The following is a 19,295-nucleotide window of genomic DNA, read 5'->3' on the forward strand; positions in this document are numbered from 1 at the left end:
GCTCCTCGGATCGTCCCGGGCGAATCTGTTTTTTCTCTTCACGTCACTGAAGTCGACTGAAGAATTTCTACGGCAGGAGGGCGTCGACTTCAAGCCCTGGCCACCGAACCGTTATCACCGTCGGGCAACCCGACCTGGCATAGCCTGAGCCCATGCGCCGTCTCCGGCAGCTCGCCGAGCGCACGCCGGCAGGGCGCGAGCGCTACGTCGACCTGCTCCGGGCGGTCGCGATCGGGATGGTCGTCGTCGGTCACTGGGGCGTCACCGTGATCGACCGGGACGCCGCCGGACGGCCCACCGGGCACTCGGCGCTCGGCGACCTGCCGTGGGCGTACCCGCTGACCTGGGTCGCCCAGGTGCTTCCCGTGTTCTTCCTGGTCGGCGGGTTCGCCAACGCGGCCTCGCTGACCGCGCACGGGGGCCGGGGCGGCGACGCCACCGGCTGGCTGCTCGACCGCAGCGCCCGGCTGGTACCGCCGACCACCGTCCTGCTGGTGGTCCTGGCCGCCGGCGCGGCGGGCGCTTACCTCTGGGGCATCGACCCGGCCCAGGTCCGCCAGGTGGTCTGGTTCGCCACCATCCCGCTGTGGTTCCTCGTGCCCTACCTGGCCGTCGTGGTCCTCACCCCGCCGATGCACGCGCTGCACCGCCGCTTCGGGCTGGCCGTGCCGGTGACGCTGGTCGCGCTGGTGGCCCTCGGCGACCTGGGTCGGCTGGCCGGCCCGGCGGCGCTGGCCGCCGGCAACTACCTGGCCGGCTGGCTCGCCGTGCACCAGGTCGGCTTCGCCTGGTACGACGCCCACGCCCGCCCGGCCGGGGACCCGGGACGCGACCGGACCCGGCACCCCCTGCCGACCTCGCGGCGGACGGCGACGGCCCTGCTGGTCGGCGGGTTCGGCGCGCTGCTGCTGCTCACCACGATCGGGCCGTACCCGGTCTCCATGCTGCACGTGCCCGGTCAGCGGTTGGAGAACACCGGCCCGCCCAGCCTGGCGCTGCTCGCCCTGGCCACCGCCCAGCTCGGGCTGATCCTGCTGCTGCGCCGGCCCGCGCGGCGGTGGCTGCGCCGGCCGGGCCCGTGGCAGGCGGTGATCGCGGTCAACTCCGTGGTGCTGACCGTGTTCCTCTGGCAGCTCACCGCCGTCCTGCTGCTGATCGGGCTGCTGGACGCGATCGGCCTGCTGCCCACCCCGGCGGTGGGGACCGCGGCCTGGTACGCCTGGCGGGTGCCGTGGCTGCTGCTGCTCGCCCTGGTGCTGGCCGGCCTGGTCGCCGTCTTCGGGCCGGTCGAGACACGTGGCGGCCGGCGCCGCCCGGCCGGGGGACGGTCGACGGGCCACCGGCGGGTCGGGACCGCGCTGGTGGTCGCCGGGTACGCCGCCGCGCTCGGCGGGCTGCTGGTCAACACCGTCACCCCGCAGAGCGCGCCCGCGCCGCTGGGGCTGCCCGCCCCGGCGCTGGTCGCGTACCTGGCCGGGGCGGGGCTGCTCCGGCTGCTCAGGTCTGGGTGGGGAACCCGAGGTTGACCCCGCCGTGCCGGGGATCGGGCCACCGGCTGGTGACCACCTTGCCGCCGTTGCCGTACGGGTTGGCGTTGACCAGGTCCACCGCCTCGTCGTACGAGCCGACCCGCAGGACGCCGAGCACCGGGCCGAAGATCTCGTCGGTGTAGATCGACATGTCCGGGGTGACCCGGTCGAACAGGGTCGGGCCGAGCCAGAACCCGGCCGGGTCCCCGTCCGGGGCGACGTCCCGCCCGTCAACCACCGGGACCGCCCCGGCGGCCACCCCCGCCTCGACGTACCCGCGCACCCGGGCCGCATGCGCGGCGGTCACCAGGGGCCCATGTCCCAGCCCCGCCGGCCGTCGCCGGTGCGCAGCCGGGCCGTCCGCCCGGCGATCCGCGCCACCAGGGCGTCGGCGACCGGCTCCACCGCGACCAGCGCGGAGGCGGCCCGCACCGCGACCGCCACGTCCGCGGCGCAGGCCAGCGCCACCTGCCCGGTACGCCGGCCGGTGGCCGGGTCGAAGACGTCGCCGCGCCGGGTGGACGTGCCGTCGACCCGGCTGCCGTCGACGAAGTGCCCGGTCACCGGCCCGTCCCCCGCCACGCTCACGCCGCCGCCCCGGGCACCGCCGTCGGGGTGCGGTTCACGCCGCTACCTCCGGCACCGCCGCCGAGGCGCGGATCGCGTCGACGAGGATGGCCAGCCCCTCGCGGGCCTCGTCCTCGGTGAGGGTCAGCGGCGGGCCCATCCGCAGCACGTTGCCGTACAGGCCACCCTTGCCGACCAGCAGGCCGCCGGCCCGGCACGCCTCGAACACCCGCGCGGTCAGCGTCGGGTCGGGCTCGACGCCGCCGGGGTGGACGAACTCGACGCCGAGCATCAGGCCCTTGCCGCGTACCTCGGCGACGCAGTCGAGGCCGCCCACGGCGGCGCGCAGGCCGTCGGCGAGGATCGCCCCGGTGCGGGCGGCGTTGGCCTGGAGATCGTGGTCGAGCAGGTAGTCCAGGACGGCGTTGCCGGCGGCCGTGGAGACCGGGTTGCCGCCGAAGGTGGAGAAGCTGATCGCCGGCACCGACTCCATGATCTCGGCCCGGCCGACCAACCCGGCCAGGGCGAAGCCGTTGCCGATGCCCTTGGCGAAGGTGAGCAGGTCCGGGGTGACGCCGTGCGCCTGGTACCCCCAGAAGTGGTCGCCGGTGCGCCCCCAGCCGGTCTGCACCTCGTCGGAGATCAGCAGGATGCCGTGAGCGTCGAGTTCCTTCTTCCAGGCGGCGAACAGGCCGTCCGGGCCGTGCACGAACCCACCGACGCCCTGGATCGGCTCGGCGATCAGGCAGGCCACGTCGCCGGCCGTCTGGGTGGCGAGCACCTCGCGCAGGTCCTCCACCGCGGCGTCGACCCGGTCGGCCGGGTCGAGCCGGGACAGCAGGCCGCGCAGCCGCTCGCCGGAGTGCAGCCAGGCCACCTGGAGGGGGTTGAGCGCGCTGGCCGACCAGCTCCGGTTCCCGGTGACGCCCATCGCCGCGTACGACCGGCCGTGGTAGCTGTTGCGCACCGCGAGGATCTGGTGCGAGCGGCGGTGGTTGGTGGCGGCCAGCAGGGCGGCCTCGTTGGCCTCGGTGCCGGAGTTGGTGAAGAACACCCGGGCGTCGGGGATGCCGGAGAGCCGGGTGATCTTCTCGGCCAGCTCGACCTGCTGGCGGATCAGGTAGAGCGTCGAGCTGTGCACGACGCCCGTGCGGAGCTGCCGCTCGACGGCCTCCCGGATCTCCGGGATGTCGTAGCCGATCATGTTGGTCAGCACGCCACCGAAGAAGTCCAGGTAGCTGCGTCCCCGCGCGTCGGTGACCCGGCGACCGGAGCCGGCGACCAGCTCGATCGGCTCGGCGTAGTAGAGCGGCATCCAGGAAGGCAGCACGGCCCGGTGCCGGGCCAGCAGGTCGTCGGTCATTCGTCGCACCCTCCAGGGCGTTGGCGGTCACCGCACGCTTCCACCGCGCTGCCGCGAGAGGCAACCGCCACCATGTAGCGCACTGCGGCGCGGCCCCTGACACGTCGTAATGCCGACAGCGGTCCGGGGTCCGCGGGACGCACCTGTTCGCCGTACGATGTGTGACGCCACGAGCAGATCGGAGGCCGGCGTGATCCACCGTTTCTCGGTCTCGGCGATCATCCTCCAAGCCGGCCAGGTTCTGCTCGTCAAGCACCGCCGACTGGGCAGGTGGATCTATCCCGGTGGCCATCTCGAGAACGACGAAGACCCGGTCGACGGCCTGCGCCGCGAGATCCGGGAAGAGTTGGGCATCGAGATCGATCTGGTCCGTGGCCCTCCGGTGCGGCATGCCGCAGTCAAGGCGATTGCCGCGCCCTTCCTCATGCTGGCCTTCGACACCGAGGGCCCGCCGGAGGCCCGCCGGCAGGTGGACATGGTGTACGTCTGCCGCCCGCTCGGCGGCACCCCGGTCGTCCAGCCGAGGGAATTGAGCGATTACGCATGGGTGCCGGTCGACGAGGTGGCCGCGCTGGACGTGCCACCGGAGCTACCTGCGGTCATTCGGGCCGCCGCCGACCACGCACAGCGCCCCGACGGGGACGAGACCCCGGCGGGCTGCGGAACTGCGCCAGCCGAGATCCCGTCCCCACGTCCGGACCGTCCGATCAGACCGAACAGTCACCCCTCCACGACTTGATCACGATCGGTGACCGCCGTCCCGGCGGCGCCGGTTCCGCAACTCGATCACCAGCACCGCCACAGCCGTCAACAGATTCGCCGCGTCCGCGGCGATGCTCAGACAGAACGACATCGTGTCCACCCTCGACTCCTCTTCCACCGGTTCTGCTGAGCTGGCCAGCTCCTCGTGACATCGAGAATCGGGGCAGCACCGTGGAATGGGCTGTGCTCGGCTGTGCCGTGACGGCGGAACAGCCGGGCGAACACCTGCGATCAGGCGCTGCGCCGACGTGACCGCGACAGGCGGTGCGGGGGTGGCGCACAGCAAAGGGCCCGGAGCCCGTCATCGAGGGGAGGCACCGTGCACCACGGCAGGCGCATCGACCGGACCGCCTGGCCTGCGTCCGGCCCGCACCGGGAGCTGTTGGAGCACCTGGACCAGGTGCACGAGGCCAACGGCACGAAGAGCCTGACCGTCATCGCCGGGGCGATGCGCCTGGCCTCCCGGTCCCGGGTGAGTGCCCTGCTGCGCGGCGCCAACGGCACTCTTCCCGCCGACGAGCCGCAGGTACGGCTCCTCGTGAAGGCGCTCGGCGGCGGGGACGACGACGCCACCCGCGGGCTGCTGCTCTACCGACGGGCCCGCGCGGCTGCCCGGGAAGAGCAGGTGACACCGGCGCCGCGGTTCCGGCTGCCCGGCCCGAAGCCTCCCTCACCCATCGTCCTGTACCCCCCGGTGCTCGACGCGACGGTCGACCGTCTCCGGGCTGAGGGCATGGTCGCGCTGGTGGGCCCGTCCGGGTACGGCAAGACCGCCCTGGCCCAGCAGGTGGTGCGGGACCCGCGGCTGACCGAGGCGTTCGGTGAGCACGTCTACTGGCTCAGCATCGGTCGAGATCTCGCGGCTCCCGATCTCGCGCAGCGGCTGAACGAGGTCACCTTCCTGGCGTCCGGGGTACGGCCCGAGGTCACCGATCCGGTGCTCGCCGCGCAGTTCCTCGCCGGGCGCCTGAACGACCAGCGCTGCCTGCTCGCGTTCGACGACATCTGGCAGCAGGACTGGCCGGAGATGCTCCGCTTCGTCGCGACGAGCGCGTCGGTGTTGATCACCACTCGGGACGGCACGCTGCTGGGCGCCGACGCCGAACGGCACGTGCTGACCGGGCCCTCGACCGAGCTGGGGGCCCGGATGCTCAAGAGCACCGCGCCCGCGCTGCACGAGTTGGACTGCACCCGGGTCAGCGCGCTGATGGGGGCCCGACCGTTCCTGCTCGGCCTCGTGGGCGGCCAGCTACGCCAGGAGATCCAGGCGGGACGGCCGCCCGAGGACGCCGTGGACGACCTGCTGCGCCGGGTGGCCGGTGTGGCTGACATCGACGGGCTCGTCGAGTCGGTGGTCGGGGCGAGTGACGGGCCGACTGCCCGCTCCCTGCTCAACTGGAGCATCGAACGGCTCCCGCCGCACCATGCCGACCGGCTGCGCCACCTGGCCCTGTTCCGCAGCGACCAGGCCGTGCCGCTACGGGTGCTGGCACACGTGTGGAACGTGACCCCGCACGAGGCGTTCACGATAGTCGACCAGTTCCGGAGCCACTCCCTGATCTCGGAGCTGCGCTTCGAGGGAAACGGCTACCTCGTGAATGTGCATGACATCCTGCTCGACCACCTGCGCTACAACCTCGGCCCCGCCGAGCAGGCGGCGCTGCACAGGGACTTCGTCGACAGCCTCGTCGGCCTCGCGCTGGACAGCGACGACTTCGACCGCGTGCGGCTGGCCGACGCGATCGAGAACGACGCCTACCTGCGCGAGAACCTGGTCTGGCACCTGCGGGCCTTCGTCTCCCCAGCCCGGCTCGCCGGCATCGTCACCGACCCGGAGTACGTCGGGGCGAAGGTCGTGACGGCGGGGGTCGGCGCGGTCCTGGCCGACCTGACGCTCGTCAGGGACGCCAACGACTGGCGCACCCACCGCGTGACCCGACTCACCGCGAGCATGCGGCACCTGCGGGACCGGGCATCGGCGACGGCGTCGGTCCGCTCGTTCCTCGGCGAGACGGAGGGCGCCCCGCGCGGTCCCCGGTACCGGCAGGTGCTCACCCTCGGAGACGGGGACCGCCCGCGCCGCCTACAGGGCAGCATCCTCGGCTGCTCGCTCAACGCCACCGAGACGGAGGTGCTGGTCACCACCAGTGAAGGCATCGTGGCGGTGCTGGACGCAGCGCTGTTGCAGCTCCGCTGGACCCTCCGGCTGCCCGGCGGGTGGACCCGGGCTTGCGCGTTCATCCCGGGTGGCATCGCGGTGGGCAGCGACGACGGGCAGATCCGGCTGTTCCGCGATGCCGAACGCACACCGATGGCCGTCCTCGCCGGCCATCGCGGCGAGGTGCGTGCCCTGGCCGTCTCCCCCGACGGGAACTGGGTCGTCTCGGCCTCCGACGACACGACCATCCGGCGGTGGGATCTCAAGACCGGAATGCTGTTCAACACCTTCCACGGCCACTCCGACCGGGTCAGGGCCGTCGCGGTCGCCCCGGACGGGAGCTGGATCGTCTCCGCCTCCGACGACGGCACCGTCCGGCGATGGAACAGCGCGGACGCCACCGTCCACGAGGTGCTGCGCGGGCACACGGCGCGCGTCCGTGGGGTCGCCGTGGCGCCCGACAGCCGGCACATCGCCTCGGTCTCCGACGACGGTACGGTGCGGCTCTGGCGCACCGGGGCGGGTGAGGACGAAGCCCGCGTCCTCGGCGAGCACGGCTGCGTCATCCGGGATGTCGACTTCGCCGCCGACGGGTCGGCTGTGCTGACTGCCGGGGCACACGACAACCTCCTCTCGCTGTGGCCCGTGGACGGCCGGGGCGGGCGCCGCGACCTGGTCGGTCACACCAGCTGGGTGATGTGCTGCCGCACCGCCCGCCGCACCGCTCTGGCCGTCTCCGGTTCCGACGACGGGACGCTTCGGTTGTGGGACCTGACGAGCGGCAGTGAGGTAGCCCGCCACGACGGCCGCAACGAGTGGGTCTTCGCCATCGCCGCGGACGTGCGCAACGACCTGCTCTACGTCGGCACCACCGCGAACCGTCTGATCCGCCTCGACGGCAGGCCGGAGTACACGGCGACCGACCAGGCAGAGGTGGGCAGCGGGGTGCGGGGGCTGGCCGTCGCCCCTCGGGGCGTCCTGCTGGCCGGAACGGACAGCGGGAACTTGCTGCACATCGAGCCGCGAGGCACGTCGTGGGTGACCCGCGGTCTCCGGAAGCTCTCCGGGCGCAGCATCCGGCGCGTGCAGCAGACGGCGGTGGACGGCACCGTCGTCACCTCGTGCCACGACGGCCTGATCCACCTGCTGCGCTGGATCGACGGCGACCTGATCCCGGTGCGCCGGATCGACGCCGGTTACGGGTCGGTCTACGAGGCGCGGCTGCTGCCCGACGGGAAGCGGCTGGTGTCGGTGCACGAGAGCGGTGACATCTGTCTGCACACCGTGGACGGGACGCTGCTGTCTCGCGTTGCCGCCCACCGTGGCCCGGCCCTCTGCCTGGATGCCGGGCCGGGTGGTGACGACGTGGTGACCGGCGGGGACGACGGCGTGGTCCGCCTCGTCGCGGTCAGCGGCGGCACCCTGGTCGACCGGCGGGTCATCGCCACCCACGACGACTGGGTCGGCCAGGTCACCCTCAGCCCGGACGGCACCAGGGTGGCCAGCGTCTCCGACGACCATACGGCGCGGATCAACATGCTGACCGGCGAGTCGCCCGAGATCGCGCTGGCCTTCGAACAACCCCTGTACTGCGCCCTGTGGCGGCCCGACCTCGACGAACTTGTGGTGGGCGGCGCCGCCGGGGTCTATGTCCTTGACGGCTGGTGAGGAGATCGCACGATGCCCGAGACTGCCCAGTCCTTCGCCGCCCGGTACGCGGAGCGGGGATCCGCCAGGATCCCCGCCCTGGTGCCGGCCGGGACCGTCGACCGACTCAAGTCCGAGTTGTACTCGCTGATCGGCGCGGCCCACGCGGCCGGGCAGCGGGTCGCGGCATTCGACAAAATCGATGGAAGTCACGACCGGGATCCGCTCTTCCTGGACTCAGGCATGGCCGCGACCGTGTTCCACGAGCCTGTCGCGCTCACCTGGACCGACCAGGTGGGAATCGAGCGGTACACCGACGCCGTGGCCCGGGTGGGCCACGGGCTGCACGCGATACCCGGCGCGGTGCGGGACTGGCTGGGCGGCAGCGAGCTGGGCGAGTGGAGCCGGCGTACCGGCCGCCGACGGCCTGCCGTGATCGAGACGATGTTCGTGCGCAAGTCGGCGTGGTCGGATCCGCTACCGCCGCACCTGGACCACACCTATCTGTGGACGGACCCGCCCTCGGTGCAGGTGTTCTGGATCGCCCTCGACCGGGCCGACGAGTCCAACGGCGGGCTACTGGTGGACGAGCGTGGGCCCGTGCCGGGCCCGAGCCACCGGCTGGTACGCCACGCCGACGAAGCGAGGCTGGTCCCCCTGTCGGACGCCGTACCGGACCCCCGGCTGCGCGACGGCCTCGACGCGCTCACCCTGGTTCCGTGCGACCCGGGGGACGCCGTCGCCGTCGACGGTCTGGTCCTGCACGGCAGTGCCGAGTCGGACGGTTCCCGCCCACGCGACGCGCTCGCCGTGCACGTGGTCGACCTGGACTGCGCCTGGGCCGGCACGAACTATCTCGGCCGCATGACGCCGCACGAGCTGTAACCCGACCGACTGCCACCCCTCGGAGAGTTCTACACGCAGGTCCTCGGGCTACAGGTGGTCATGGATCATAGCTGGATCGTGACGCTGGCCGACCCCGGGCATCCCGACGTGCAGTTGAGTCTCATGACCCATGACGCGACCGCTCCCGTCGTCCCGGTTGCCTCGATCCAGGTCGACGACGTGGAGGCGAGCTACCAGGCCGTCCGGGCTGCGGGAGCCGAGATCGTGCACGAGTTGACCGAAGAACCGTGGGGTGTGCGACGGTTCTTCGTCAGGGATCCTGACGGCCACGTGATCAACGTCCTCGCACACGACCGAGTTGAGTGAGTGTTGTAACCAGTCGGCCACCTGAGGTCGCCGGCCAGGGGAACCCCTCGACGCCCACCGAGCCTGCCCGTGCGCGCTGACCGACGCGACGTGGCAGGTCGTGTCCGCCCACTTCGGCCGGTCAGCAAACCCGCCGCCACACCAACCGGCCAGCAGTCACCCGACCGACCGCAGCCGTTCAGTCGCACACCGCTCTCTCAGTCGCCGGGGCCGGGCGCGAGCATCGATCTGACGATGTCGGCCAACCGCTCGGCGAGCACGGCGGGCGGTTGGCTTGTCCGCTGGTTGACGACTCGCCAACCCGCGGCGCGCATCATCGCGCACTCCCCCACCACGTCCACCGAGCGCAGCGCCTGCTCGAAGTACTCCAGCACGGGCTCGGGCAGGCGCTGCCGCTCACCCCGCTGGGCATTCCGGCTCCACCGCACCGACCGGCTGCCCCGCAGGATCGCCACCAGCCCGGTCAGGTCCGGCTGCCCGGCCACCGCGGCGCGAAAGGTGGCCAGCTCGGTCAGCGGCAGTTCGAGCAGGAGCACGGGTGGACGCGGGAACAACGCCGGTCGGGCGCTCGCCCGGGCCAGCGCGACCAGGCCACGCGTGGCCCGCCGCATCTGGTCCGGACGCCATTCGTCATGCATCAGGAAGTGCGCCCCGTCGCGGACATACAGGCGGCAGCCGGCAAACTCGGCGGTCCCCTCCGGACACTGGATCTCCAGCACGTCGTCGATCGACCACCCCACCGGCGTCCAGGTCGGGACCAGCCTGTCAGCCACCTGGGCCAGGACCGTCGACTTCCCCACACCCGGCATACCGACGAAGGCGACCACAGGCACCATCAGTTCACTATCCCAGCCGACGTGGGGCGGGAAAATGGGTCGCCTGCTGGCCCCGGAGGTAGGATCCGGCGAGTGCGGATCATCCCGGACGTGGCGCTGCCGAGCGGCGGGGCGGGCACGACCCCGCAGGAGATCGCCGACGGCGTGCGGTCCTGGGTGACGTCGCCGCCGCTGCGGGAGCTGGTGGCGCGCTTCGGCGGGGACTGGCCGACCGGGGATCTGGCTGCTGTGCTGGCGTGGCTGGACGACTTCTCCGCCCGGCACTGGGACTTCCGGGGCGGCCGGGAGCGCCCCGAGGCCCGGGAGCCGGCCCTCGACCCGCGCACCGCCGGCCTGGTGCTCGCTGCGGCGTCGGCTCTCGGCCTGGTCCGCCCGGTCCCGCCGGCCCGCCCCGGGTACGCCCACCTGGTTGTCCTCGGCGGGCTGGCGCACGCCTGCCTGCGCCGGGTCGGATACGCCGCGCACCTGCTGCGTTCCGGCACCCGGGTGGCCGGCGAGGTGGCGGTGCTGGGCAGCTTCCGTCCACTGTCCGGCCCCGAGCTACGGGCGCTGGCCGAGGCGGGCGTGACGGACGGCGACACCGAGGTGGACGCCCTCGACGCGGCGGTCCGGCTGGCGTTCCGGGTGGCCGGGCCGGCCGCGTCCGACGGTGCGGACGCCGGGCACCCGCACCACTCCTGGTCCTCGCGGACCTACCGGCCGGCGGGGCTGCCCCCGGTGCGGGTGCTCGCCGCCCCGTCCAGCGAGCCGGACCGGCGGCGGGCGCACACGGCCGACACCCAGCGGTTCTGGGCCGAGCACGTGCGGCTCTCGCCGGGCGATCCGGTGCTGGTGGTCACCGCGCCGATCTACGTGCCGTTCCAGCACTGCGACGCGCTGCGCACCCTCGCCGTGCCGTACGGGTGCGCGATTGAGACCGTCGGCGTCGACCCGGAGGTGCCCGACCTGGCCCGGCTGCCCGAGCCGGCGCTCACCCCGGGCCGCCACCTTCAGGAGATCCGCTCGGCGATCCGGTCGATGCGCGCCCTGCACGCGAGCCTCGCCGCCGGCTGAGGCGGCGCGGGCCGACGCCCGACGGGGTGTCGGACGCCGACCCGGACCGGGTGCGCGGTCAGTTCACGTAGACGATCGGGCTGCCCGCCTGGGTGGTGTCCCGGACCGGCGAGTAGGTGGCGCTGAAGTACGCGGCCGAGAAGCAGGTGCCCGGCCCGGAGGACTTGGTGAAGGGCTGGTTGACGAAGGCGATCGAGGTGGTGGCGTTGGACGCCGTCCCTCTCACGACGTTGCCGTTGGCCTTGTAGACGCAGATGATGTTGCCGAGCAGGGTGCGCAGCGAGACGGTGCTCTGGATCGCCCCGGTGAGGGTGACCGCGCCGGCGCTGGTGACGGAGACGGAGTACGGCAGGTTGTCGACGATCACGCTGTTCACCCCGAGCGTGCCGACCACGTTCGTGGTGCAGTTGGTGAAGGTCTGCGCGGTGAGACTCTCGGTCGCGGTTCCCGGCGCTGCCGGGTTGGTCAGCACCTTGGCGGTGAAGGCGGACGCGGCGCACTTCACGCCGGTGGTGCCGGTGGCGGTGGAGTAGAAGTTGGCGGTGGTGCTGGCTTTCAGGCTGGCCTGCAGGACGTCCCCGACCGCCACGGCGGTGCCGGCCGCGCTGCCGGTGGTGAGCACCGTGTTGGCGAGGGAGGCGGGCGGTGCTGCGGCAGCGGGGGCCGCCGCGACGAGGGAGCCGAGCAGTGCGACGGCGGCGAGGCCGACGACGGCGCGTCCGTACCTGGGCATGGTGGATCCTTTCGACGGTGGTGCGACGGTGGCGGCCGGCCGGGGTCGACCGTGCCCGGCGTGGACCGGGCGCGACCGGACGGCCGCTCAGGGGACGGCCGCGTAGGGACGTATCGCGGCCGATGGGCCCGTCGCCGGGGGCAGCCTCGACGGCGGGTTGGACGCCGCCGGGGACGGCCTCGGCGGTGGGTTGGACGCCGCCGGGCGGGGCGACGTGCGCATCGGCGGCCGGGGACCGGTGAACCACCGGGCCCGAGGGCTTCCGGCCGGTCAGCGGGCGGTGCGGGCTGGTGCACTGCGGCGCAGCCGCGTCACCTGGGATCTTCCAGCCTTGGGTGCGAGGGTGCGGTCAGCGATAATGGCGAACATCGAGCCCTCCTTCAGCGCTGCTCGGTGCGGTCGCCCGGTGAAGATGACCATGAGTGACACGACCGGAACTCAACGTGGTGAAGTTATAAACCCCGGGGGGTCGCAAAGTCAATCGTCAATTCAGGGAGGTCGATATCAATGTCGCTGGCACCGCACCCGGCGGCCGGGGCGACCCCCCTGCCCGGAGCCCGCCCCGGCCGCGATCCCGAACGGGCGATCAAACGCGGCCCGCGCCGCCTGTCCGCCGAGGTGGTGGCGGCGACCCAGCGCGACCGGCTGTTCGACGGGCTCGTCCACGAGGTGGCGGCGAAGGGCTACGACAACGCCCGGGTCACCGACATCTGCCGCGCGGCCGGGGTGACCCGCCCCGCCTTCTACACCCTCTTCGCCGGCAAGGAGGACGCCTTCCTGGCCACCTACCGGCACGGCACCGCCGTCCTGCTGCGCCTGATGGACGACGCCTACGCCGCATCCGGACCGGACTGGACGGACACCGCCCGGGCCACCCTGCGGACCCTGCTGGAGGTGCTGGCCAGCGTGCCCGCGTTCGCCCGGATGGCGCTGGTGGAGATCGACGCCGCCGGCCCGGCCGCCCGGGGCGAGCGGGACCTGCTACTGGCGGAGTTCCACCGGTTCTTCCACCCGCCCCGCCCCCGGTCCCCGCTGACCGAACAGGACGACGAACTGCTGGTCACCGCCGTGGTCGGCGGCATCCACACCACCGTCCGGCAGCGGGTCGCCCAGGGGCGCACGGCGGAACTGCCCCAACTCCTGCCGGCGCTGACGTACGCCATGACGGCACCGTTCCTCGGCCCGGCCGCCGGCGGGCGGGCCGCCCGGACCGCCAGCGCGGACGCCACCCCCGGCGTCACGGCCCCCTGCGCGGCCGACCCGGCCCGCCCGCCCAGGCGGGGCGCCTGACCGACCCGCCGGCCACCATCAGAAACCGCTGCGGTTTCTCACTATTGGCCGCATTTCGCAGATCCGCCGATTCCACCGGACGCCAATCTTGACCCGCCCTTTACTGAGCGGTAACTTCGCGGGGCAGCGACCCGAACAGCACAACGCGCAACCAATTCAGATCATCCCCCATGATCCGCGGCGCGTTCATCGCATTGTCGCGGACGAATCGATCTCGAAGAGGAGCCGTCATGTCGGACGACACCGTACCCATCGAGCCGGTCCCGCCCCAGGGCGGCGTGCGCTGGCGGCGATTCGTGGCCAGCCTGGCCGTCGTCGGCGCCGGCGCCGCAGGAATGGTGATGCTGACCGCCCAGGGAGTGCTCGGCGCCCAGTTCGCGATCTCCGGAATGCCCTTCGTGGTCACCGCCGACAAGCTCAGCGGGACCGGGTTCGAGCAGTTCGCCACCCTCGACCAGATGATCGAGGACAGCCCCAACCAGGGCGACACGGGCGGCCAGGTCGTCGTGATCGTCTCGGCGATCGACAAGGCCGAGCTGACCAACCTGTGCCAGAGCATCAACCTCGGCGGCATGTACATGAAGCTCACCGCCGGCGGCGACGGCAAGCCGGTCAGCGCGCGCACCCTGGTCGTGGACTCGGACGAGCTCTCCGGCAACGCCTCGTTCAAGTCCATCGACATCGGGCAGGACGCCAGCACGCTGGATCAGGTGCCCGGGGTACGGGGCAACCCGGGGGTCTTCGGCCAGCAGGCCGACACGGTGACCATCACCGACCTGCGGCAGAACAACTACGCCACCACGGCGGCGGTCTTCACCCTGCCGAACCTGCGGATGCGGTTCACCTCCGAAGGGTGCTGATATGACCGAGGGTGGCGGGGCGCGCGTGGCCGGAACGGCGCGTGGTGACGGGGCACGCGTGGCCGGAACGGGGCGCGGTGGTGCGACGCGGGGCGGCCGGTGGCGGGCCTGGCGGCGCAGCCGACCCTTCTGGGGCGGGCTGCTGGTCGCCCTCGGCGGCGCCGAGATCCTGGTGACCCTGCGCGCCCCGCTGCCGGTGATCCTGCACATCGGGCCGCAGGGGCTGGCCGGCTACCTCGTGCCGGTCATCCTGCTGCTGTGCGGCGTGCTGCTGGTGGCCCACCCGCCCCAGCGGCTCTTCTACGCACTGGTCTCCCTGGTGCTCGCCCTGGTCTCCTGGCTGACCTCCAACCTGGGCGGGTTCTTCGTCGGGCTGCTGCTCGCGCTCGTCGGCGGCTGCCTGGCGTTCGCCTGGACCCCGGCCAAAAAGCCCCGCCCCGGTGCCGCTCCGGCGACCCACCCCGCCGCGGCGACCGCGGTGGACCCGGTGGGCGACCCGGAGCCTCTCGCCGGCCCGGAGCCCCTTACCGTGCCGGGGCCCGCCCCCGGGACCGCCGGGCGGCACTGGCGGGGGGTCGACCAGAGTTAGCGCACCGGACGGGGCCGGGGCCAGCGGGGTCCGGCGGGTCCTGCCTGGTCCGGCGTCTTCGGCCAGGGAACGCGCGCCAGCCGGGTACCCGGCCCCCGCGCCCGTCCCGCGACGCAGCCAGCAGGTACCACGCGAGCGAGCCGGCCGGGGACGGCTTTCCCGGTGCTGCGGACTCCCGGGCCGTCCGGTGCGTAACCTGTGCCCTGATCGGGGTGGCCCTGCGGCGGACCGGCCCACCCGGGACGGGAGCAGCATGACCGACGTGCCCACACCAGGACGGGAGCCTTTCGTCCTGGGCCTGGTGGTTCATCCGCGCAACGACGTCAGCGAGTCGGTCGCCACGGTGACGCGGGCCGCCGCGCGTCACGGCTCACCCGTCGTGGCCCGCCCGGGCGACGCCGCGCGGCTGGGCGACGGGGTGCTGGCCATGGACGACCAGGAGTTCGTCGAGCGCGTCGACGCCGTCATCAGCCTCGGCGGGGACGGCACCATGCTCGGCGCCATGCGTCTGATGGCGGGGCGGCAGACTCCCGTGCTCGGCGTCAACCACGGCAACCTCGGTTTCCTCATCGAGGTCTCCCCGGCGCAGCTGCCCGCCGCACTCGACGAGATGGTCGACGGCCGGTTCAGCCTCGAACCACACAGCTGCCTGGAAGTCGACGGCGACACCGGCTCCCTCGGACCGGCGACCGCGTTCAACGACATCGTGCTCGCCGGCGAGCGGCCAGGGGCGGCGGTGACCCTGGATCTGGAGATCAACGACGTCCGCCACGGCTACTACCGCTGTGACGCGGTGATCGCGTGCACACCCACCGGTTCCACCGCCTACAACTACGCCGCGGGAGGGCCGGTCATCTCCCCCGCGATCCCCGCGATCGGGCTGACGCCGGTCGCGCCCATGTCGGGCGTCAGCCGCACCATCGTCCTCGGCGGCGAGGAAACCGTCGCGCTCCGCAATCCCTCCGAGGAGGAGGCCCTGCGGATGTCCCTCGACGGTGCGGCCGTCAGCCGGGTCGGGCCCGGGGGCCACGTGACCCTGCGGCTACGACCGAACGTCGTCAACGTGGTCCGGTTCGACGCCGCCGCACTCGGGCGACGCAACCGCGTCAAGCTCAGCCTCCTCAACCTGCCGCTGCGCCCCGACCAACTGCTCGAACTCGTGCCCGAGCACCTGCGGGAACGCGCCAGGCAGGAGCAGTCCACTCGGCACCGACGCCGTGACACGCCCGCCGCTGATCACCGGAACAGGGATGGAGCCGTCGGAGGCGGCGGCTCCCACCTCTCGTCCCCAGACCGCTAGGGTTTGGACGACGTGCCGTTCCCAGCAGCAGCCCCGCTTCCAGCGAGACAACCGACTGTCTACTCGGCGGGATTCGAGCCGAGCGAGCCGGCGCGCGAAGAAAGGCGTACCTGGTCCAGAACCTGCTGACATCCGGCAGATCTACACCGTGACCGGGCGGGCAACGCAACATCTGATGTATGTATCGCCGGCTTCGAACCCTGAAGCAAGATTCATAAGGCGAGCGCTACGCTCCCTCTAAACCCGTGTGCATCTTCGCCGATGCTCGATGGCGGCGCACGGTCGTCGTCTCGCGTAGAGATCGGGACCTACAGTTTCTTGGCTCCTGCTCCGGGGCTTGGCATTGTCGTCGATGGGTCGCTAGTCGTGACGGTGTTGGCCGCTGATCAGGCTTGTTCGATAGGTGACGACTGGTCCACGAGGGCCATAGTAGTCGGCGATCACCGCGACGATGGATGGGATGGCGGGAAGCAGGGACTTTGGGTCCAGCATTGATATCTGCCTGAACACATCGGTCGCTGGTTCCCCGAGTTCCTTCGCTTTTCCGACAAGATGGCGGAGCAATTCTTTGAGGATCTCCCCTTCACTGCCGCGCCAGAGGGCCAAGCCGACGCGCACCGCAGCAAATACCTCAGCGATGTCCCGGGTGTTGGCCAGACCGTGCTGGTAGGTGTAGAACAGCCGAGGAAACTCTCGCAGAAGGTCCGGGTATTGGGCCACGATCGGCGCGAGACGCACCGCCAATTCGGTGCTCTTGGTGGCGACCACAGCCTGGGCAATAGGACGCACATCCTGGTAGGCGAGCCGGCCGGAGCAGCGGACCAGATACTCGACGAGAAAGGTAGTCATTTCCTGCGACGAGTCTCTGTTCACCATGTCGAGGATCGCACTACGGTCATCCGGTTGCTCATTGCGCCGCATCAACGACGACAAGACTTTCATACAGGCGTCACCGAACGGATCGTCCCAGAATGCAAGGCGGCGCCCGTAGAGGGCTGTGTTGCCGAGCAGGATCTGCAGTTCGCGATCTCGATCGCCAGCGAGACGGGCTTCGTAAGCGTAGATTAGCAGACGGTCGGCCGGCGTCCTACGCTTGGAAACAGCCAGATCACCCGCGATGGAGACATCCAGGATAGACAGGAGCGTTGTCCATCCAGTTTCGTCGAGGCCCGAGTGCAGGAACCGGATTGTCGATCGCCACCAGGTCCGGCAATCGGTCCCGCCCGGTGCCAACTCGTTGAGCGGGATCGGCTCCTTGCTGATCTCCGTGAGGAGGGCGAGAAGGTTTCCCAAATAGGCGGCGATCCGACTGATGAGGTTACGGCCTGAGGGATTGTAGCCGCCAAGGCGACCTACACCTTGACGGTTCTGAACGGTCTGCACAAGCGTCTTGAGTTCGGCAACGATGACCTGCTGGCGGGGTGGCGGCATGGCGTCGAAGAGTTCTCGTACGAACGGCAGTACCGCACCGCCGATGGATAGCTGCTGATGAGATAGCAGCGCAAATAGCTGATCGTCGGTCCATTCCTGACCTAGGGGCACGTGGCGCCTGGCATCATTTAGACTGCCGACCTGATTGAGCGTATGGTAGGCAATGAGATACTCGCCGAAGGTGGCATGGAGGAACTCGTAGCTACTGCCGGCCATGAGGGTCTTGGTGGTGTCAGCGGCGTGAATGAAGAAGAAGCGGGCAATAGTGCCAATCGCCGCATCCAGTGAATGTGCCGGGTTTTTGCGCGGCCCGACGTGGGTGACCGTCGCGGGCAGCATCGGGATAAGGTCTCTATTCAGGTCCTCACCGGTTACGGACTGCCGGCCGCGATTAAACATGGCGAAGGCAGCAAGTCCCAGTTGCCACAACTCTTGATCCACACGAGCACTGACATCATTGGTTTCCAAAATAGCCGCCGGCGCCACGGTCGCACCGTGCAACTTGGTCACCTCACGTTTGACGTAACCGTTCAGCAACCATTTATATAGCTGCCCCTGCGTAACCCGCCCTCCGTCGTTGTTGGGCAATTCCTCGGTGGCACCGAAGATGGCCAACATGAGGAGCAGTAGTGGTTGGCAGGCGAGTTCCCCCATAGACCAGACAGCGTTGACAGATAGCGGCTTGACTGTCCCGCTTGTGATCGAACCTTGGTTGACACCATTCCACATGCCAACCCAATCCGCCATCTGGGCCTGGTCGAAGTCTTCCAACTTCAACACCATCGACCCAGCCGGTATGTTCGCGATGTTGGCCACGACGGTGCGGGAGGTGACCACCACCGCTACGGGCGAACCGATGGCCGCCTCCTTCTCCTGGAACTGCCGGACTTCGTGCAGGAATTCGGACTCGGTGGCTCCTGTGGCCTGCATCAGTTCGTCAAGGCCGTCGAGTAGGACAACTCTCGTGGCGTCCTTACTGGCATCGGACAAGTCCCGCCACCGCACGCCGAGGTGGGTCTCCTCGTCGAGAAATTCTTGGACCTGTTCGTAAATTCTGGCTGCGGGGTTCCTGACCTCACGCAGTGGCACCCGAACCGTCGCGAAGAGGTCCGGCGGCAGTCGCGCTGCCACAATCTTGGTCAGCAAGGACTTTCCTGCGCCGGGATGGCCAAGAATCACCAAGGGCTGTTCCGTAGCACGAGCGGACACGAAGTACCCGGCCAGGAACTGATCGAGATTCCGTCCGGGCGCCTGCCGCTGCCACCACTGCTCGTCCCAGGTACGGGAGTCAGCACCGACTACAGCCCATCGAAAGCGGGGATTCACGTATCCCGACCTGACGTCAGGCATCCTCAGGCCGGACAGTCGATCTAGATCGCTGACCGGAGCCAGCGGCTCAGATAGGAACTGCTGGTTGCGCTGGGCCAGCATCTCCCGGCTGCGATGCTGCAGAGCGCTCCCGATCCGGGACACCTGGCTCAGCAATTCCTCAAGCAGGACCAACGAGTGCTGCATGAACTGCGCGGATTGCCGATGTTCGACCTTACGCACCGTCTCCGCCGATTCGAACTGATCCAGGAGTACCCACATGCCGAACTCCGGCACCTTCGCGGCCAGCAGGCGATAGTCATTGCGGTAACGCTGCGCCGCAGTTTCCACAATTCGTTTCCTCAACCATGTGTCGTTGTGCGTCACACCCAGCTCGGACGCGATCCGACTCCAAGCTTCCAGCCCGTTGAAGAACGCCAGGAAACGTGCGGCCAGTGAGTCGAAGAACGGAAGGATCGCGGCCTGCAGATTAGCATCGAACCCACTTCCCATCCACGGGACCGGCACCGAAATTCGGAGTAGATGAGCGACAAGGGTGCGGTGAGCCCTTTTCATCGTGGGTTTCGGCTGGTGTGGATGTGATGTAGGACGAGGATGGCCTGGACGATCGCGGTGGCGCGTCGAGGGCAGCAGCGG

The 19,295-nt window shown here is 70.6% G+C and carries 15 protein-coding genes and 1 pseudogene; 10 read left to right on the forward strand and 6 right to left on the reverse strand.

Annotated features, from left to right (window positions below; all coding sequences use genetic code 11):
* Positions 1 to 152: 152 nt before the first annotated feature.
* Positions 153 to 1,526, forward strand: a complete 1,374-nt coding sequence (locus ACFYZF_RS29410; RefSeq protein WP_387026243.1) for an acyltransferase — start codon at positions 153 to 155, stop codon at positions 1,524 to 1,526.
* On the opposite strand, the pseudogene ACFYZF_RS29415 reads toward ACFYZF_RS29410, so the two are convergent.
* A pseudogene (locus tag ACFYZF_RS29415) lies at positions 1,498 to 1,991 on the reverse strand (aldehyde dehydrogenase family protein); the annotation flags it as partial. The gene ACFYZF_RS29410 and the pseudogene ACFYZF_RS29415 sit on opposite strands and share 29 nt — an antisense overlap.
* A 160-nt stretch (positions 1,992 to 2,151) precedes the next feature.
* On the reverse strand, positions 2,152 to 3,459 hold the full coding sequence (locus tag ACFYZF_RS29420) for an aspartate aminotransferase family protein (RefSeq protein ID WP_387026245.1): 1,308 nt from the start codon (positions 3,457 to 3,459) through the stop codon (positions 2,152 to 2,154).
* A 190-nt stretch (positions 3,460 to 3,649) separates the two neighbouring features.
* Here ACFYZF_RS29420 and ACFYZF_RS29425 point away from each other — a divergent pair, with 190 nt between their 5' ends.
* Positions 3,650 to 4,198, forward strand: coding sequence for an NUDIX hydrolase (locus ACFYZF_RS29425; protein ID WP_387026247.1), 549 nt, complete (start codon positions 3,650 to 3,652; stop codon positions 4,196 to 4,198).
* Here ACFYZF_RS29425 and ACFYZF_RS29430 read toward each other — a convergent pair whose 3' ends face one another.
* A complete protein-coding gene (locus ACFYZF_RS29430; protein ID WP_387026249.1) occupies positions 4,199 to 4,321 on the reverse strand; it encodes a hypothetical protein in 123 nt (40 codons plus the stop codon).
* A 219-nt stretch (positions 4,322 to 4,540) separates the two neighbouring features.
* Between ACFYZF_RS29430 and ACFYZF_RS29435 the strand changes: the two genes are divergently transcribed.
* The 3 genes from ACFYZF_RS29435 to ACFYZF_RS29445 are packed head-to-tail and all read left to right on the forward strand — an operon-like array spanning position 4,541 to position 9,238.
* On the forward strand, positions 4,541 to 8,047 hold the full coding sequence (locus tag ACFYZF_RS29435; RefSeq protein WP_387026251.1) for an NB-ARC domain-containing protein: 3,507 nt from the start codon (positions 4,541 to 4,543) through the stop codon (positions 8,045 to 8,047).
* 12 nt (positions 8,048 to 8,059) lie between these two features.
* Positions 8,060 to 8,911: a phytanoyl-CoA dioxygenase family protein gene (locus ACFYZF_RS29440; RefSeq protein ID WP_387026253.1), complete on the forward strand. Its 852-nt coding sequence runs from the start codon at positions 8,060 to 8,062 to the stop codon at positions 8,909 to 8,911.
* 9 nt (positions 8,912 to 8,920) lie between these two features.
* Positions 8,921 to 9,238: a VOC family protein gene (locus ACFYZF_RS29445; protein ID WP_387026271.1), complete on the forward strand. Its 318-nt coding sequence runs from the start codon at positions 8,921 to 8,923 to the stop codon at positions 9,236 to 9,238.
* A gap of 197 nt (positions 9,239 to 9,435) precedes the next feature.
* Here ACFYZF_RS29445 and ACFYZF_RS29450 read toward each other — a convergent pair whose 3' ends face one another.
* Positions 9,436 to 10,074 carry an ATP-binding protein gene (locus ACFYZF_RS29450; protein WP_387026255.1) on the reverse strand — a complete coding sequence of 213 codons (639 nt, stop codon included), beginning with the start codon at positions 10,072 to 10,074 and terminating at the stop codon, positions 9,436 to 9,438.
* A gap of 72 nt (positions 10,075 to 10,146) precedes the next feature.
* On the opposite strand from ACFYZF_RS29450, the gene ACFYZF_RS29455 reads away from it, so the two are divergent.
* Positions 10,147 to 11,127 carry a hypothetical protein gene (locus ACFYZF_RS29455; RefSeq protein ID WP_387026257.1) on the forward strand — a complete coding sequence of 327 codons (981 nt, stop codon included), beginning with the start codon at positions 10,147 to 10,149 and terminating at the stop codon, positions 11,125 to 11,127.
* Positions 11,128 to 11,185: 58 nt separating this feature from the next.
* Here the strand turns inward: ACFYZF_RS29455 and ACFYZF_RS29460 are convergent, their stop codons facing one another.
* Positions 11,186 to 11,860 (reverse strand): Tat pathway signal sequence domain protein, encoded by a 675-nt coding sequence (locus ACFYZF_RS29460; protein WP_387026259.1) that lies wholly within the window; start codon positions 11,858 to 11,860, stop codon positions 11,186 to 11,188.
* Positions 11,861 to 12,367: 507 nt separating this feature from the next.
* On the opposite strand from ACFYZF_RS29460, the gene ACFYZF_RS29465 reads away from it, so the two are divergent.
* The 4 genes from ACFYZF_RS29465 to ACFYZF_RS29480 all read left to right on the forward strand — a co-directional run bounded on the left by ACFYZF_RS29465 (position 12,368) and on the right by ACFYZF_RS29480 (position 15,899).
* Positions 12,368 to 13,150: a TetR/AcrR family transcriptional regulator gene (locus ACFYZF_RS29465; protein WP_387026261.1), complete on the forward strand. Its 783-nt coding sequence runs from the start codon at positions 12,368 to 12,370 to the stop codon at positions 13,148 to 13,150.
* 230 nt (positions 13,151 to 13,380) lie between these two features.
* On the forward strand, positions 13,381 to 14,010 hold the full coding sequence (locus ACFYZF_RS29470; protein ID WP_387026263.1) for a DUF6230 family protein: 630 nt from the start codon (positions 13,381 to 13,383) through the stop codon (positions 14,008 to 14,010).
* 58 nt (positions 14,011 to 14,068) lie between these two features.
* The gene (locus ACFYZF_RS29475) at positions 14,069 to 14,599 is read left to right on the forward strand and encodes a DUF6114 domain-containing protein (protein ID WP_387026265.1); all 531 of its coding nucleotides are present in this window, start codon (positions 14,069 to 14,071) and stop codon (positions 14,597 to 14,599) included.
* A gap of 262 nt (positions 14,600 to 14,861) precedes the next feature.
* A complete protein-coding gene (locus ACFYZF_RS29480) occupies positions 14,862 to 15,899 on the forward strand; it encodes an NAD(+)/NADH kinase (RefSeq protein WP_387026267.1) in 1,038 nt (345 codons plus the stop codon).
* 360 nt (positions 15,900 to 16,259) lie between these two features.
* Here ACFYZF_RS29480 and ACFYZF_RS29485 read toward each other — a convergent pair whose 3' ends face one another.
* On the reverse strand, positions 16,260 to 19,214 hold the full coding sequence (locus ACFYZF_RS29485; RefSeq protein ID WP_387026269.1) for an NACHT domain-containing protein: 2,955 nt from the start codon (positions 19,212 to 19,214) through the stop codon (positions 16,260 to 16,262).
* Positions 19,215 to 19,295: the final 81 nt, after the last annotated feature.

Source organism: Micromonospora sp. NPDC001898 (genome assembly GCF_042891255.1).
In the GTDB taxonomy this organism is placed as follows: domain Bacteria; phylum Actinomycetota; class Actinomycetes; order Mycobacteriales; family Micromonosporaceae; genus Micromonospora.